Raw genomic sequence first — 15,784 nt, forward strand, 5'->3', positions numbered from 1 at the left:
GCGCAAGCTCGGCGATATGATAATGAATAAAACGCCGCTGGCGAACAGGGGAGGGGAAGTTCCGCGCAGGTCGTTACCCTCTTAGATAGTTTCAAACCAAGGGAGTGTTATGTTCGAAAGGTTCACGGACCGCGCCCGGCGGGTCATCGTGCTCGCGCAGGAAGAGGCGCGTAACCTCAAGCACAACTACCTGGGGACCGAACACATCCTGCTGGGCCTGATCCGCGAAGGTGAAGGTGTAGCGGCGAAGGCGCTCGAGGCTCTGGGGGTCACGCTAGAAGGTGTGCGTTCGGAGGTAGTGGAGATTATCGGGGAAGGCCAGGAGCAACCCTCCGGGCATATTCCCTTTACTCCGCGCGCCAAAAAGGTCATCGAGTACGCGATGCGTGAGGGCCTGCAGCTAGGCCACTCCTACATCGGTACCGAACACCTTTTGCTCGGCCTTACCCGCGAACCAGATGGGGTAGCCGCCCAGGTATTGCAGAAGATGGGCGCCGATATGCCTACCGTGCGCAACCAGGTCAACCAGCTGATTTCCGGTTTCCAAGGGAAGGAAGCGGTAGGCGTGGGCGGCGGGCGCCGCGAAGGCCACCGAGCTGGATCCACGATTCTTGACCAGTACGGCCGCAATCTCACGCAAGCGGCACGCGATCACAAGCTAGATCCGGTAATTGGCCGGCACACGGAAACCGAGCGGGTTATGCAAGTGCTTTCCCGCCGGACCAAAAACAATCCGGTGCTAATCGGGGAACCCGGCGTTGGTAAAACCGCCGTGGTAGAAGGTTTGGCACAACTCATCGCCGCCGATAATGTGCCGGAAACGCTGAAGGAAAAGCAACTTTATTCTCTCGATATGGGTTCTTTGGTAGCCGGTTCGCGCTACCGGGGTGATTTCGAAGAAAGAATGAAGAAAATCCTCAAGGAGATCAACACTCGCGGGGACATCATTCTTTTCATCGACGAAATCCACACCCTGGTAGGTGCCGGTGCGGCGGAAGGTGCCCTAGATGCGGCGTCGTTACTCAAACCGATGCTGGCGCGCGGAGAAATCCAGGTGATTGGTGCTACCACCCTGGACGAATACCGTAAGTACATTGAAAAGGATGCCGCTCTGGAACGGCGTTTCCAGCCGATTCAGGTGGAACAGCCCACGGTGGAACAGACCGTGGAAATCCTCAAGGGTTTGCGCGACCGTTACGAATCCTTCCACCGGATAACTATTACCGACGACGCTTTGGAAGCCGCCGCATCCCTATCGGATCGCTATATTAACGACCGCTTCCTGCCCGATAAGGCGATTGACCTGATCGATGAGGCCGGGGCCCGCTTGGCGATCCGGAAGATGACGGCACCGCCAGAACTGCGTGAACTGGACGAAAAGATTGCCGGCACGCGCCGCGAAAAGGAAGCCGCGATTGACGGCCAAGATTTCGAACGGGCGGCGAGCCTGCGCGATCAAGAACAGAGCCTTACCGCCCAGCGCGAAGAGCAAGAAAACGCGTGGAAGAGCGGAGATATGGACGTGGTGTCCGTGGTGGATGAGGATCTCATCACCGAGGTGCTCTCTATGTCTACCGGGATTCCGGTGTTCAAGCTTTCCGAAGCCGAATCGGAGAAGCTGCTGCGCATGGAAGACGAATTGCACAAGCGTGTTATTGGCCAAAACGAGGCCGTAACTGCTATTTCGCAGGCAATTCGGCGCCAGCGGGCGGGCTTGAAGGATCCGAACCGGCCGGGTGGTTCCTTCATCTTTGCCGGCCCTACCGGCGTGGGGAAGACGGAACTGGCCAAGGCGCTTGCCGAATTCCTCTTCGGGGACGAATCGGCACTCATCACTTTGGACATGTCTGAATATTCGGAGAAGCACACGGTCTCGCGGCTGTTTGGTGCCCCTCCGGGATATGTGGGTTATGAGGAAGGTGGCCAGCTGACGGAAGCGGTGCGCCGCAAGCCCTTCTCCGTGGTGCTGTTCGACGAAATCGAAAAGGCCCACCCGGATCTGTTCAACTCTTTGCTCCAGATTTTGGAAGAAGGCCGCTTGACGGATTCGCAGGGCCGCGTGGTCGATTTCAAGAATACGATCATCATTATGACCACGAACTTGGGAACGAAGGATATTGCCAAGGGCGTGCAGACGGGCTTCCAGTTCGATCAAGACGTCACCAGTTCCTATGAGCGGATGAAGACCAAGGTGGCGGAAGAGCTGAAGGAACACTTCCGCCCCGAGTTCCTCAACCGCGTGGATGATGTGATCGTGTTCCCGCAGCTCAACCGGGAAGAGATCTTGCAGATCGTGGATCTGATGATCGCGAAGCTAGATGGGCGTTTGCGCGAACAAAGCCTTTCGCTGGCGCTCACCCAGGACGCGAAGGAACTTTTGGCAGACCGCGGCTACGATCCGGTGCTGGGCGCACGCCCCTTGCGGCGGGCCATTCAGCGCGATATTGAAGACGTGCTCTCCGAAAAGCTCCTCTACGGCGAGTTCAAGGACAACCAGGTGATCGTGGTGGGTGTGAACAAGGAAGACATTCCGATGAGCTTCACCTTCACCGGCCAGGATCCGGATGCTCCGCTGCCGGAAGGCGCACAAACTTTCGGTGAACCGGAAGAAATGGAATCCTTGGCACCGGCCCAAAATACGAGCCATCTGATTCCGCCGGCCGGCCGGCCCTCCGGGCCCGCCTCCGGCGGCCTGCAAGCCGCGAACTAAAACTCAGGCGAGGGCCCCGGCTACCGGCCTAACCGGTTGGCCGGGAGGCCCGAGCCGTGAACTAGAACGCGCATCGCCTACGAGCCGCGAACTGAAACTCGCGGCCGTAGGCTAGGCGCAGGGCTAATGGCTAGACGCAGGGCCAATAGGCTAAGCGCAGGCCCATAGGCTAGATTTAAATATGAGTGCGGGGAACGAACTAAGAGGAAGGCAGTTCGTTCCCCGCACTCTTGCGTTTAAGGCAAGCCCCGCGTGCAGCGCGAGCTTGCGCGGTAAATAATCAATCAGCGGTAAATTTTCGGGGGTTTAGTCACCCGGCGTTTTGTTACCCGGCAGCTTAGGTACCAAAGTTTAGGTGCCAAGTGGTGGGTTACTCGACGGTCCAGTTACCTGGCAGTTAGTTACTCGAAGGTTTAGTTGCCTGACGGTGAGTTACTCAGCGGTGAGTTCGTCGAAAGCAGCGAGTGCCTTGGCGCCGTATACCGTGCCCGGGCCGCCGTTCATGAGCAGGCACACCTTGATCATCGCAACGAGCTCTTCGCGGGTTCCGCCTGCCTTAGCCAAAGCGTCCACGTGCGCGATAATGCAGCCTTCGCACTTCGTGCTGATCGCAATAGCCAAAGCGATGAGTTCCTTCGTCTTGACGTCGAGCGCATCTTCCTTCATGTTCAAGTCATGCATATGCATGAAGGCTTTAAGATCTACCGGGGCGGCCTTGAACAGTTCCGCAGTTTCCTTCTTATTGGCCTTCGCCTTTTCCTTGTAGCTCACGGTTTATCCTCTCTGATAGTAGTTCGAGCCGTCTCCTCAAATATACGCGAGAAGACGCGCGGAAAATCCCGCCCAGAGAAGAAAAACCGAGCAATAAAATCAATACCCAGCAACGCTATTGAAGCACATTTGAAAAATGCCGAACTAAATGCTATGATGGGTACAGTTTTTAGTCTTGAAGGAGTTCTTTGAAGCTTCGTAAGCATCTGCTTTCACTGCTGCCCAACATTACTGATATTCGCGAAATTCGCCAGCACTGGAAAACCGATATTCTTGCCGGAATCACCACCGGAATTGTGGCCCTCCCGCTCGCCTTAGCCTTTGGGGTGGCCTCGGGAGTAGGCGCGGCCGCCGGCCTAATTACGGCGATTGTGGCCGGAATCGTAGGCGCCATTTTTGGTGGTTCCCGGTTCCAAGTTTCGGGCCCCACCGGAGCCATGGTCGTTATTTTGGCTCCGCTGGTTGCCGCCTATGGAATCGGCGTCGTACCTTTGCTCTCGCTAATGGCCGGGGTACTGCTCATTGTGGGCGCGGTTTTGGGCTTGGGCCAGGTGGTCTCGCTGATTCCTTGGCCGGTGATTGAGGGCTTCACGCTCGGGATCGCCTTCATCTTGATTTTCCAGCAAATTCCGAATGCTTTGGGCGTGGAAGTACAAGCCGGAGGCAATACGCTGCTGGCCGGGTTCGCCGCAATACGCGAAGCTTCGTATCCGCAGGCGTTCCTGCCGTTGGCGGTGGCGCTAATAACCGCGCTGCTCATTTACTTCCTGGACAAGATTTCGCCGCAGTTCCCCGGTTCGCTGGTAGCACTGGCAATTGTGACCGCGGTGGCGGTGGTGGCGAAACTGCCAGTGCCCACGATCGGGGAAATACCGAACTCTTTGCCCGCTCCGCATCTACCTCCAATCTCAGCCGAGGTAGTAACGGCGCTCCTCCCGGGCGCGATTTCAGTGGCCTTGCTAGCCGGAATTGAATCCCTGCTTTCGGCGCGCGTAGCGGCCGGCATGGTGCCGGGCGGAACCTACAACCCAGACCGAGAGCTTTTGGGTCAGGGGGCCGCGAACTGCGCCGTCGGCCTCTTTGGCGGTATGCCCGCAACCGGAGCAATCGTTCGCACCGCAGTGAACGTGCGAGCCGGGGGCCGTTCCCGGCTTTCCCCGGTAATACACTCCCTGGTGCTTGTGGGAGTGGTGTATGGCGCCGCCCAGATCGTAAGCGTGATCCCGCTTTCCGCTTTGGCAGGCGTACTGTTTGTGACGGCCGGGAGGATGATCCCGGTACATTCGATCCGCCAAATTTCGCGTTCCACCCGTACCGACATTCTGGTTTTCGTGCTCACCGCGCTAATCACAGTGGTATTTGACCTCATTTGGGCGATCCTCATCGGCGTTACCATCGCAACTATCTCGATCATGCGCGGTTTAGCGCGGCAATCCGGGGTGCGCAAGGAATACCCCACTAAGAATCCGCGGATTCGTACTTTGCGGATCGATGGCGCCATGTTCTTTGGCGTGGCAGATCGCATAGAGGAAGAAATTACCCGGCTAGACGACGTATGGGTGGTAATCTTGCGGCTCTCCCACGTGGGAGTAATGGATGCAACGGGCGCGAAAACGCTGGCGGATATCGTCACCACTTTGCGGGAAGCTGATAATCACGTGCTCGTGGTGGGGTTACGTACCGCCCACGAAGAGCTCACCGAATCCATGGGGCTTACAGCCGCGGCCGGCGGAAAGGAAAACTTCTTCGATAATATCGACGACGCCGTTACCGCCGCTGAGAAATTCTGCTCCGCAAAGTGACTTTTCGATACAGCAACCCCGCCAGTAAAAGCACTGCCCCCACAAGAGTGTAAATTTGCCACGAATCAACCTGTGACATCACCACATTCCAGACGGAAGTTTCTTCCGGCGGGAAAAAGAAGCCACTACCTAAGGCAATAAGAGACGGAATCACCCAGGTATACTTCTTTCCGCCTATGGCGGCAGAGATGATTGCCAGCCCCCACCAGAATGCAAATAGGCGAGGCAAAGCTAGCGGATTCGGCTCGTGCATATATGCCCCTAATCCCAGGCCAATTCCCAAAACCGTGAGGAGAGAAATCGCAGCGTGGGTATCGGTTACCCGCCGCCGCGGAAGCGGATGGTATGCCGCTTCGAAGCCGGGAAATACGGTAGTGACGGCAACCACGGGGATACCCACAGTTAGCAACCGAGCCAAGGGGGTAACTCCACCTGCCACCCAGGAGTGAACGGTCACGCGTTCGCCAAGCAGGATAATCGCGAGGCAGATGGTGGGAATGACTATCAGGGCCGCAGGTATACCGTGGGCACGGATATACGCGTGCGTCAAGGCCCGCGGCAAGGTACCAGGTCGATTATTCGCGAAATGCGAGTAAGTTTGATTAGGCTCCGGATCTGTCATAGATTTCTCCCGCCCAAGCTTGCTGCTCTGCCAATGGTAGTTTTATGACTTGCTTGACCTCGTTGCGTAAGGCCGGAGGCGCATAAACTATCGATTCGATACCGCTATCGTCCAAGATTCCCGGTGATGCTTGGTGGAGTAGCCATAGGGTGAAAAGAGTGGTGTTATCGAACATTTCTGCGCTCAAATCAGCGTTCGCGGCTTCGGTGTTGCTCACTTCCGCGTTGCCGGTAGCGACGCCATCGTGTTCCGCCGGAGTATCAGGCACAAAGAGGTGATTGGAAAGTGCCAGAACGTACGCCGTCGGGAGGGTAACTTGATCCGTGCCCATGCGTACCGAAAGGTTGAGACTGTAGGAAGCGTCCGCCGTACCGTCAAGCGCAAAGTCCTGAAAACTTGCGGGCAGAGGGACTGTAGGAGGAAGGGCATCAAGTACTCGTTCTTGGATGGCCACCAGTTCGGGTAGTAACCGGCCGTGTTCTTTCCAAACGCATATCTGCGGAGGTGTGCGGCTGGCGCCAGCCTCCGATTCTGGGGTCGTGGGCGGGGAAGGGGAAGTGCAAACCACGAGACTAGCGGCCGGGCGCCGCAGTTCTACTTGTGGCAACAATGCCGCCGTAACAATTACTATTCCCGCAAGCGAGAACGCGACGAAAGCTTGACCATAACCGCGAGTTATCGAGCTTAAAATATTGGGGTGTTGGGCGCGGGCGGAAGGCCCAGCGATGAGAAGCGCGCAAAGGCAAGCCACACCCGCGAATAATGCCAGCGCCCCAGTTTTGACATAAGGCACAAGTTCATACGGTTCCTCGAAGGCAAATTGGGTCGCGAAAACACCCATACCGAGGGTCAAACAAAAAGAGACAATTGCGCACACAGCTAGAGATAATTCAGAACGGCCAAGTAATTGCGCCACGCATACGCCGCAAACGGCTACCGCTAGGTAGCAAACGCTGGGACTCCAGGAAAAAACTCCCCGCGCGAAAAACGTATTTGAGGGCGAGGAAATATGAGCGAATAAGGCGATAAGAAGGAGTGTTCCCGCGCTGGCAAGTATGGAAAGTACCGCGGGGAGAAGAAGACGAAGATTTTCTACGAAAACGGTTCGGCGGCGCAACGGCACCCACGAAAACAGACGCGTTTGCGTCTCGTACTTTACTTCGACCCCCTGGAGCGCGGCAACAAGCGGCGAAAACAGGAGGAATGGGAAAAGTGCCCCGGACGAAACCGCCGTACTTGATATATTCCAGCGGTTTCGCATAAGTATCGCAATGAGCACGACGATGAATAACAATACGGGCGTTGCGTAAACCAGAAGGTGACGGCGGTACCACAAGGGAGAACGAGTCTTAGGAGGTTTCATGAGGAGCCTCGCTTTCTCGGGGTGTGCTACCTACCGATTCCGCAAGGCTGGTTCCGGGAATTGCCGAAGCCGCAGGGGTGGGAGAGTGATCTTGACTTGCTGACTGGGCAGTTCCCACTCCAGTTATTGTTTCCGCAGGGTGGGAATGCCGAACAAGATGTAGGAAGCCGCTTTCCGCAAGGGATGTGCCGGCCGAGCGGTGAGCGGTGGCCAAGGCCTCCAGCTGTGCTACGTTGCCGTCGAAGATAATACTGCCCGCATCAAGTACGAGTACCCGGTCTGCTACGCGTACTACGTCTTCGAGTAGATGCGTAGAAAGTATGGTGAGCGGCGCGAGATGTTGGGAAATGAGGGTGCGGATAGCAACGCGCTGCTCGGGGTCCAGGCCGGCAGTCGGCTCATCTAGTATCAACACCTGGGGAGTGCCGATAATGGCACTGGCCAGGCCGCATCTGCGTACCTGCCCGCCGGAAAGACTGCCCATCCGATGGTGGTGAATATTCGCTATATCTAGCGAATCGAGCACTTCGCCAATCTGGGCGGATATTTTCCGCAAAGGCACTCCGCGCATCCAGGCGATGTAGGTAATGAATTCCACCACGGTTAGTTTTGGATTGAAAGTAACTTCTTGGGGGAGGAAGCCTATATCTGCGAGCTTGCCCGCGCGGATTTGCGCGGAGAGTTGCTGGCCATTAATCGTCACTTGACCGCTAAATGCTGGCAGGATACCCACGAGGGTTTTGAGGAGTGTAGTTTTTCCGGCCCCATTTACTCCGAGGAGTGCGACTACGCCGTCGCGAAGGGAAAAAGAGAGATCGGTGAAAATCGGCGGGGATTTTCCGTACCGCTGGGCGAGTGCAGATGCTTGCAGTTCCATATTGTTCTCAGTCACCTCTATGAAGGTGTGGCCCGTCGGTGAACGAAGGGCCACACCTCCTCCTTTATGTTGAAACGATCAATAGCTACCCAACCTGACGCACGTTGCCGGAGGCAATCCCCCAGGTGCAAGCGTTTCGAGAGACCTGCGAGACTCTGGAACCCTTCTTTAGGTAAACTCGCGTGAGTTGTATTCATCATATCGGCGTGTGGGATGGTTCACAAGGGGTGTGGGTGGGGTGGGGGACCAGATTCTGGAATAGGGATGCCGCGTTGTGGAGTAGGGTGAAAACATGCGTCCGATACTGAACATTATTTGGCTTTTCTGTGGAGGTATTTGGCTGGCCCTTGCTTACGCCTTGGCCGGCATTTTTTCCTGCGTTTTTATTATTACGATCCCAGCGGGAGTGGCATGCTTCCGCATTGCCGGATATGTGCTGTGGCCGTTCGGGCGCACCGTGGTAGAAAAGCCGGGCGCGGGAGCTGGCTCTTGCCTGATGAACGTGGTGTGGTTCTGCGTGGCCGGCCTGTGGTTAACACTCGTACACTTCGTTACCGCCTTGGCACAGGCAGTCACCATTATTGGCATTCCCCTCGCGGTAGCGAATATTAAGCTCATCCCGGTTACTTGCTTCCCCTTCGGCAAGTATGTGATCAGCACGCGGGCTGCCGGCCCGCACTATCCCTCCCCATATCCGCACGGCTATTACCGCTAGGGCATGCCTTTACCGCTAGTGCGTGACTGTACCGCTAGGGCATGCCTATACCGCTAGTGCACGGCTATAACCGTTGATGCATAGCTACTGCCGTTACCCGCCTACCGGCCAGTAGCAGTGCTAGCAGTAGCAGTGCTAGCAGGCCGAAACGATTATTTGCTACCGAATTTTTACCATTGTTGCGAACGCAGGCCGCGCAGTTAGCGCGCCGCTTTTTCACCGGCGCGAATCGCCACTTGCAGATGATTGCCATCCGGTGGGGCTGGGCAGGTAGCAAAATCACTGAAGGCCATCGGGAAGTTCAAAGCGCGGTTGAAATCAATCTTCACCTCGCCAGTGCGCGTGGTCGCAAATTGTGCCGCTGAATCCTTCTTCGGCAGGCCCGGCCCGGGGAAGGAAACAAAACGCCAAGCATCAGTTTCCTGGCCGGAAGTAGCATCCGAAAACACGGCCGTGAGCACGCCATCAGGGTCGCCTTGTACCGCCAGGCGGTGAGCGGCGGCGTCGTACCGGAAAGTGACTTCCCCTACCAGGTGTGCGGTGCCACGCAAACCCTCCCGCGCGGTACTAATTTCTACTTCGCGCGGGGCGGGGAAAGCGGTGAAGCGCGCGGTAACTACGGCGTTCGGGTCGTAGGCGAATACCGGGACGCCCGCAAAACCAGTGCGGGTGGGAGCGTGCGGATCGCGGATGCGGACCATGTAACGCCCGCCGCGCATCCCCACTTCGGCGATGCGGTCTTGCCAGTGGAGAGTGAGGTCGGAATCATCTTCGGCGGTCACGATGCTTGCCTCTGCCACCACGACGCCGCCGCGGCGCACCCCTTCTGCGGGATCGAACTGGGCGAGCACGTGACCATCAACTTCGTGGAAAGTCCCGGGAAAACCTCTGACCGTGCGCGGGTGGGAGTTTAGCCACGTAAAGGAAATTAGGGAGAGCCAGCCGTGCGGGGCCGCCAGTTCCTGTTTGCGGCGCTGATGCCAGGCCTGCCACTTAGTAATTGCCTCTGTATCCTGCGGAATGTGTGAACCAGTATTCTCCATGCTCACATTGTAGTTGTGACATGCCGCCCAATCATCTCTTCCGATTTGGGGGAAAGTGGAATCCGGGTTATACTCGTATGCGTCCAAAAAATGAGAACTACTCAGTTCTGTTCTTGGTGCTGCGCCCGTAGCTCAGTGGATAGAGCGTCTGACTACGGATCAGAAGGCCGGGGGTTCGAATCCCTTCGGGCGCGCCAAACTCCTCCTCGGATGATTTTTCCCGGTGGGGAGTTTTTCTTTTTCCGTCGGGGAGATATTTATTTACCGGGAGGAACGAGTATTCACCGGGAAACGGGTATTTACCGGGAACCGGGAACGGCTCGTTTGTGTGCTAACCGTGAGCCGGAGCGAGGGTACTCAGGAGCGGCGAAGGTAAGGAACGCCGGCGGTAACAAGGAGCGACGGCGGTAAACCGTAACTCAGCTACGCGCTATGCCAGCAGGCTTACTCCCAAAGTGGCGAGGCCGATAATAAAAGCAGTGGCAAGCGCGGCCAACACAACCGGGCGTAGCCCCACTTTGATAATGCTCCGGAAATGCACTCCCATTCCCAGTGCGAACATCGCGGCAGACATCAAAACTGTTTGCACCGGCTTGATTACGTCCAGCACCGCCATTGGAATCAGACCGGTGCTCCGCACTGCCACGCAGATAATAAAGCCGAGCACGAAGGCCGGAATTAGCGGCGGCAAAGCGGCCCGCGTACCCGCATCGGCGGCGCCCGGCGTATTTGCGTTTTCGCTCGCCTCGGCGCTTTGCTCGGTTCTCGCACCCGCTTGGCTGCTATTGTTGCCGCCGGGCAGGCTCGTGTTACCGCCGGGCTGGCTTGCAGCCGCTGCACGGGCTTGCCGCTTATTTTGCCGCTGTTCCTGGCGCACCAGCCACCGGCGCCAACCAGAAAGGCCGATCATCACCGGGGCGAGCATGAGCACGCGGGCAAGTTTCACGGTAACGGCCACGCTCAAGGTTTGCGCGCCAATAATGCCGCCGGCCGCCACCACTTGTGCCACTTCGTGGGTGGAAAGGCCAATTAGCATGCCACTCGCGGTTTCATCAAAGCCCAAAGCGTGCACCAACAACGGCATGAGCGGAATCATGAGGGTGCCAAAAAGCACCACTAGGGCCAGAGCGGTAGCAGTATCGTCCTCATCGGCGTCGGACACCGCCATAGCGCCGGCCACCGCAGCCGCCCCGCAAATCGAAAAACCGGAAGCAATCAGCAACACCAGCGGCACGGCAAGCCGCAAGGCGCGCCCCACTAGCACCGTGAACAGGAAAGTGCCGGCCACGCACAAGACGGCAAGCAAGAAAGCACCGCCGCCAATCGCCGCAATATCGGAAAAAGCGAGCTGCAGACCCAAAAGCACAATGCCGAGCCGCAATACCTGCTTGCCCGCGATCGCAATCCCGGGTTGCAGGCGCGGCCCGGGGCGGCGAATATTGCACCAAATAATGCCCGCGAGGATCGCCACGAGCATCCCCGAAAGCGTGGGCACCAGATGATTGATCCAAGTGGCCACCACACCAACCAGCAAACTCAAAACCAGGCCGGGTAACGCCGCAGAATAGCGCGTCAAGGCGGGGTTTGTGCTCTCGGGGGTGTGGCTGCTTTCGCGCAAGTCTCGCCTTCCTATTGTTGGGTGTGCATTTGCATTTCTGGGTGGGTACGACGCCGCCTGCCGGTGCCAAGCCCTGCCGGTGCCTAAGCGCTGCCGGTGCCTAAGCGCTGCCGGTGCCAAGCCCTGCCGGTGCCTAAGCGCTGCCGGTGCCAAGCCCTGCCGGTGCCTAAGCGCTGCCGGTGCCTAAGCGCTGCCGGTGCCTAAGCGCTGCCGGTCCCAAACCCTGCGGTGCCTAAGTTCCTTGCTACGGCAGGGGCGTTCCTAACTACATTAGCGGATTCGGCGAGTGGGCCGAGGTGCTCGTGCCGGCAGGGCTGCTATCTGTGCTGGCGGGGCTGTTATCTGTGCCGGTAGGGCTGTTATCTGTGCCGGCAGGGCCGCTACCTGCGGTAATAATCACGCGCCTACTTGAAATCTTGTGTAGCTTGTTTATCGCGCGTTGTCTAGTGTATTTTTGGGCCGTACTGAAAGTGTGCGCGGTCACCTGCTCGTTTAGGTGCTGGGTGCACTTCCGGTACCATCGCGCCGTCGTCGTACCTGTAACCTGGCGAACTCTGGATACCGCGAAGGTAACTCGTGGTTTCCGGTAGCGGGCCGCAGGTACCGGCAGGCTCTCGCGGGTCATGGGAGCCTGCCCGGCGGTTCGGTAATTTACCTTCGACTTGTGTTTGCTCACCACTTATCGTTACTCTGTGGCTAAGTAAGGGGAGGCGAACCTGAGCGCGTGGCGGGGTGCGGTGCTACGCGGTGCAGGAAAGATGCGCGGTAAGGTGCCGTGCGGGGTGCTGGGCGATCGCGCTCCGGCAACCGTGCTCCGGCAACCGCGCAGCTCACAGCCACGTGTAGCCGTACGCGGCCGCAGCCGTACGCAGCCGGAGCCGTAACCGTACCGCGCGCCGCGCGCAATAAAACAAAATAATGCAAATCAACCGCACCGGTGCAAGCACGGCAAGGTTTAGGTCTAAGCAAAGCTTTCGGCCCAAACGGAGGTCCCGGCCGAAACAGAGGCTTCGGCCTGAGCCGAAACAGTTGCGCCGGCGCGGTCACGGCACGGAACGAGAACGAAAGTCTCGTATTCTGGCCAGTCGATCAGTGCTGATCGGAGGATATATGTCATCCACTACGGTTCCGCAATATACCGCGGAAGAAGAAAAGCTCATCATACGTAATAAAGAGGGCGTTCCCGTGGGGATCAAACCCCACAACAAGTGGACGCCCGCCAAAATCATCCTTTGGGTGATTATTGCTCTGCTCGGCGGAATTGGGTGGACCATGCTCGCGATTGTGCGCGGGGAAGAGGTCAATACGATTTGGTTCGTTATCACCTCGGTCTGCACTTACGCCATTGGCTACCGTTACTACGCGCTCTATATTCAACGCAAAATCATGCGGCCCAATGACGCAAACGCCACCCCGGCAGAACGCGTGAACAATGGCCGCGATTTCGACCCCACCCACCGCGTGGTGCTATACGGCCACCACTTTGCGGCCATCGCGGGAGCCGGGCCGCTGGTAGGCCCCGTACTCGCCGCACAGATGGGCTACCTGCCCGGCACATTGTGGATCATTTTCGGGGTGCTGGTAGCCGGCGCAGTACAAGACATGCTGGTACTCTTCTTCTCCATGCGCCGCGGCGGCCATTCGCTCGGCAAAATGGCCCAAACCGAAATCGGAAAGATCGGCGGGGCCGTCGCTACCGTCATGATCCTGGTAATGCTCATGATCGTGCTGGCCGTGCTTGCTATGATCTGCGTGAATGCGCTCGCGGAATCTTCCTGGGGCGTTTTCTCGGTAGGGATGACGATTCCGATCGCAATTGTGATGGGTCTGTTCTTGCGGTACGTAGCGCCGGGGCGGGTAACGGAAGTGTCGATAGCCGGTGCGGTGGCGCTCGTAGTTGCGATCATCGCGGGGCGTTACGTTTCTCTATCCCCGCTGGGCGAATTCTTCAAGCTTTCGCCTACCACTCTCGTGGTAATCATGGTGATTTACGGGTTCTTCGCCGCGATTTTGCCGGTGTGGTTGCTCCTCACCCCGCGCGATTACCTCTCTACGTTTATGAAGGTGGGCACGATCGTGTTGCTCGCGGTGGGGATCATCGTGGTGCGCCCGGTGGTACAGATGCCGGCCGTTACCGAATTTGCGAGCAATACGGAAGGCCCGGTATTTGCCGGTACACTCTTCCCCTTCCTGTTTATTACGATCGCCTGCGGAGCGCTTTCGGGTATGCATGCCACGGTTTCTTCCGGTACTTCCCCGAAGATGATCCAGAAGGAATCCCAAGTGCGGCTGATCGGCTACGGCGGTATGCTCATGGAATCCTTCGTGGCGATTATGGCGCTTGCCGCCGCGGTATCGCTCAACCAGGGCATCTACTTCAGCATGAATACTTCCGCGGGCACGGTAGATAAACTCGCCGGGGAAACCGTGCTCACGCAAACCACCGACCGGGAAGATATTACCGCGGCCGCCGTCAAAAACCTCAACGTTTCCAACACTAAGGGTGAACCTATTGATATCGAATGGGAAACCTGGGATGCCGAAGGCAATGAGGTCACCTTGACCGACGGCGCGGCGCTCAAGGCCGTGGCTTCCGATATGGGTGAAGCTCACGTGGTTTCCCGTACCGGTGGGGCGCCCACCCTCGCCGTCTCCATGGCGCATATCCTGCACAAAATTGGGGGCGGGAAAGCAATGATGGGCTTCTGGTACCACTTTGCCATCATGTTTGAGGCCTTGTTTATTCTTTCCGCGGTCGACGCCGTTACCCGCGTGGCACGTTTCCAGGTTTCCGAAGCGCTGGGCGCGGTGTTCCCCAAGTTCAAAGACCCCGACTGGAAGGTAGGGGCGTGGATCGCCACCGCTCTCGTGGTGGGAGCCTGGGGGTCCTTGCTCCTCATGGGGGTCACGGATCCGCGCGGCGGGATCCAAACTTTGTATCCGCTATTCGGTATAGCCAACCAGTTGATAGCCGCGATCGCTCTAACTATTTGTACGGTTGTGGTGGTGAACAAGGGGTACGTGAAACACCTGTGGATCCCGTTGGTGCCATTGGTGTTCGACGTCGCCGTAACCTTTACCGCTTCCTTCCAGAAGATTTTCTCCACCGATCCGGCGGTGGGCTACTTCCAACAGTGGCGCAATGCGCGCGAAACGCTGAGTGGACTCACGGACCCGGCACGCATTGCCGATACCGAAGCGGTTATTCGCAATACCTTCATCCAGGGAAGCATGTCTGTTTTGTTCGTGGTCACCGTAACCTGGATTATCGTGTGTGCGGCCATGCGGATTATTTCTTCGATCCGCCAGCAGCGCTTCGTGAGCTCGGAAGAACCTTTCCAAGAATCGAACTTCTTTGCTCCCACCCACTTGGTAGCCACCAAGCTGGAAAAGAAACTGGCCGCCGAATACGCCGTGGTAGGCGATCCGGATCTGATTCCGGGCGTGAAACACGGCGGCACCGGGCATAGCCACGCCGCGGCGGCGGAAACCCCCGCGAAAGAAAAAGCCTAGCGCCTGGTATGTAGGCCAGTTCGGCATATAGATCAAGCGGTGTATGTGCCAAGCTGGCAACAATGCACCCGGTGCGGAGCTTTAGTAACCGCGCCAGCTCAGTAAAGCGACAATGGAGTGAGGAAGGCGAGGTAGGGATAATGGCGGAGCAAAGTGCAGATAAGGCTGGGTACCTCAAAGACGCGTGGCGCCGGCTCCGTGCCCAGTTGGCTTATGCCGGCCAGCTCTGGCGGGCCTTTACCGGGGAAGCAGCCTATGACCGCTACTTGGAAAGGCACCAGCGCCACCACCCAGGCTGCCCGCCCCTGACGGCCAAAGAGTTTTGGCGGCAACGGGCCGAATGGAACGAGCACAATGTGCAACACGGCTGCTGCTGAAAGTTGGTGCTGGCTCCGGCGAATCTTGCTAGCTCTCCAGAGTGAGCGGCGCCGGTTCTCCAGAGTGAGAGGTACCGGTTCTCCAGAGTGAGCGGCACCGGCAGTATTGGCAGCACTAGCCCAAGCGGGGCTGGGAGGTGAAGACTCGCCTCCCAGCCCCGCTTGTTGTTTATCTCTGTTACCTGCGAGGAGCAGGCGGCCCGGCGCGACCAAGTGGCCCGCCACCGCGCCGGCCCACGCGAACCGATTTTCTAACCAGAGTTGAGGATTTTGACAACAGGGAGGAAAAGTGGAACACTTGTTAAATCCTGTCAATCAATTGACTGATTGAGTCTAAGTGCGTTGAGCGGCTTCAGTGAAGCTGGCTGCGCCT

The 15,784-nt window shown here is 57.8% G+C and carries 11 protein-coding genes and 1 tRNA gene; 6 read left to right on the forward strand and 6 right to left on the reverse strand.

Annotation, left to right across the window (positions count from 1 at the left end; translation table 11 throughout):
* The first annotated feature begins 109 nt into the window (after positions 1-109).
* The gene (locus H8274_RS01060; RefSeq protein ID WP_185933603.1) at positions 110-2,710 is read left to right on the forward strand and encodes an ATP-dependent Clp protease ATP-binding subunit; all 2,601 of its coding nucleotides are present in this window, start codon (positions 110-112) and stop codon (positions 2,708-2,710) included.
* A 432-nt stretch (positions 2,711-3,142) separates the two neighbouring features.
* On the opposite strand, the gene H8274_RS01065 is transcribed toward H8274_RS01060, so the two are convergent.
* The gene (locus tag H8274_RS01065) at positions 3,143-3,481 is read right to left on the reverse strand and encodes a carboxymuconolactone decarboxylase family protein (protein WP_221884750.1); all 339 of its coding nucleotides are present in this window, start codon (positions 3,479-3,481) and stop codon (positions 3,143-3,145) included.
* A gap of 188 nt (positions 3,482-3,669) precedes the next feature.
* Here H8274_RS01065 and H8274_RS01070 point away from each other — a divergent pair, with 188 nt between their 5' ends.
* Complete coding sequence (locus H8274_RS01070) at positions 3,670-5,283, forward strand: SulP family inorganic anion transporter (RefSeq protein WP_185933604.1); 1,614 nt, start codon at positions 3,670-3,672, stop codon at positions 5,281-5,283.
* On the opposite strand, the gene H8274_RS01075 is transcribed toward H8274_RS01070, so the two are convergent.
* The 3 genes from H8274_RS01075 to H8274_RS01085 form a co-directional block, all read right to left on the reverse strand.
* Positions 5,249-5,905, reverse strand: a complete 657-nt coding sequence (locus tag H8274_RS01075; protein ID WP_185933605.1) for a hypothetical protein — start codon at positions 5,903-5,905, stop codon at positions 5,249-5,251. The genes H8274_RS01070 and H8274_RS01075 overlap by 35 nt on opposite strands.
* The gene (locus tag H8274_RS01080; protein WP_185933606.1) at positions 5,886-6,746 is read right to left on the reverse strand and encodes a hypothetical protein; all 861 of its coding nucleotides are present in this window, start codon (positions 6,744-6,746) and stop codon (positions 5,886-5,888) included. The genes H8274_RS01075 and H8274_RS01080 overlap by 20 nt, the downstream gene beginning before the upstream one ends.
* 508 nt (positions 6,747-7,254) lie before the next feature.
* Positions 7,255-8,160: an ABC transporter ATP-binding protein gene (locus tag H8274_RS01085; protein ID WP_185933607.1), complete on the reverse strand. Its 906-nt coding sequence runs from the start codon at positions 8,158-8,160 to the stop codon at positions 7,255-7,257.
* 277 nt (positions 8,161-8,437) lie between these two features.
* Between H8274_RS01085 and H8274_RS01090 the strand changes: the two genes are divergently transcribed.
* Positions 8,438-8,860 (forward strand): YccF domain-containing protein, encoded by a 423-nt coding sequence (locus H8274_RS01090; protein ID WP_185933608.1) that lies wholly within the window; start codon positions 8,438-8,440, stop codon positions 8,858-8,860.
* Between the two features lie 200 nt (positions 8,861-9,060).
* Here H8274_RS01090 and H8274_RS01095 read toward each other — a convergent pair whose 3' ends face one another.
* Positions 9,061-9,903, reverse strand: a complete 843-nt coding sequence (locus H8274_RS01095) for a DUF1684 domain-containing protein (protein WP_185933609.1) — start codon at positions 9,901-9,903, stop codon at positions 9,061-9,063.
* Positions 9,904-10,024: 121 nt separating this feature from the next.
* On the opposite strand from H8274_RS01095, the gene H8274_RS01100 reads away from it, so the two are divergent.
* Positions 10,025-10,100, forward strand: a tRNA-Arg gene (locus H8274_RS01100).
* Between the two features lie 233 nt (positions 10,101-10,333).
* On the opposite strand, the gene H8274_RS01105 is transcribed toward H8274_RS01100, so the two are convergent.
* Positions 10,334-11,521 (reverse strand): YeiH family protein, encoded by a 1,188-nt coding sequence (locus H8274_RS01105; RefSeq protein ID WP_185933610.1) that lies wholly within the window; start codon positions 11,519-11,521, stop codon positions 10,334-10,336.
* Positions 11,522-12,631: 1,110 nt separating this feature from the next.
* Between H8274_RS01105 and H8274_RS01110 the strand changes: the two genes are divergently transcribed.
* Together H8274_RS01110 and H8274_RS01115 are read left to right on the forward strand one after the other, a co-directional pair.
* Positions 12,632-15,034 carry a carbon starvation CstA family protein gene (locus tag H8274_RS01110; RefSeq protein ID WP_049618844.1) on the forward strand — a complete coding sequence of 801 codons (2,403 nt, stop codon included), beginning with the start codon at positions 12,632-12,634 and terminating at the stop codon, positions 15,032-15,034.
* A gap of 140 nt (positions 15,035-15,174) precedes the next feature.
* Positions 15,175-15,411 (forward strand): YbdD/YjiX family protein, encoded by a 237-nt coding sequence (locus tag H8274_RS01115; RefSeq protein ID WP_185933611.1) that lies wholly within the window; start codon positions 15,175-15,177, stop codon positions 15,409-15,411.
* Positions 15,412-15,784: the final 373 nt, after the last annotated feature.

Source organism: Actinobaculum suis (assembly GCF_900618115.1).
Lineage (GTDB): Bacteria > Actinomycetota > Actinomycetes > Actinomycetales > Actinomycetaceae > Actinobaculum > Actinobaculum suis.